2 protein-coding genes are annotated in these 650 nt (G+C 44.0%); both read left to right on the top strand.

What is annotated here, in order from left to right; translation table 11 throughout:
* Nucleotides 1-89 precede the first annotated feature (89 nt).
* On the top strand, nt 90-293 hold the full coding sequence (locus tag ACTNDQ_RS15420; RefSeq protein WP_173759644.1) for a hypothetical protein: 204 nt from the start codon (nt 90-92) through the stop codon (nt 291-293).
* A partial coding sequence (gene tnpB, locus ACTNDQ_RS15415) for an IS66 family insertion sequence element accessory protein TnpB (protein ID WP_441065004.1) occupies nt 290-650 on the top strand: 361 nt, incomplete at its 3' end. The genes ACTNDQ_RS15420 and tnpB, both read left to right, overlap by 4 nt.

Below are 650 nucleotides of genomic sequence, written 5' to 3'. Positions count from 1 at the left end.
GTAAGTGCTTCAAAAGAAGGCGTAGTGCTATTTCCTCCACCAATTGATATACTGGGAAAAACCAATATATTTTAAGGAGGACTTATTCTATGGGAAAAACCAACCAGGAAACTATAACCACATTTGCGGAGGTTTTCTCTTCATCCGGAATCTCATCTCACCAAAATAACCGGACAGCAAATACCAATGATAACCGGCTGATGATATATTTTCAGGGAATGAAACTATACATCCCGGATGGGTTTCATCCGGATACCTTATTAAAGCTGATGCAGGTAATGAAAAAATTATGATGAGGCGTATGGCGGAAGGGGCCAGCCGGATCTTTCTGGCATGTGGCAGTACAGATTTCCGTAAACAGATCCCGGGGTTAGTCGCTGCAGTCAGCACACAGTTTCAACTTGATCCATATCAGGGAGACCTGGTTTTTATCTTTTGCAATAAAAAAAGAGATTCCATAAAAGTACTGAGATACGACCGGAACGGCTTTGTACTGGCAACCAAGAAGCTGCTGGACCACATGAAGTTCCAATGGCCGCGGACACCGGATGAAGTAAAAGAGATCTCTTTTCAACAGGTAGAATGGCTGCTTCAGGGACTGGAGATCGAGCAGAAAAAAGCCCATCATCCTGTGAAGATCCGTGCACAGG

The sequence above is a fragment of the Blautia massiliensis (ex Liu et al. 2021) genome (assembly GCF_052064225.1).
In the GTDB taxonomy this organism is placed as follows: Bacteria; Bacillota; Clostridia; order Lachnospirales; family Lachnospiraceae; genus Blautia_A; species Blautia_A fusiformis.
This window is presented reverse-complemented; position numbering and strand designations above follow the sequence as displayed.

Bases quoted from the DNA above. Each gene is read 5' to 3' on its own strand.
- ACTNDQ_RS15420 (WP_173759644.1), top strand. From the start codon at position 90: ATGGGAAAAACCAACCAGGAAACTATAACCACATTTGCGGAGGTTTTC.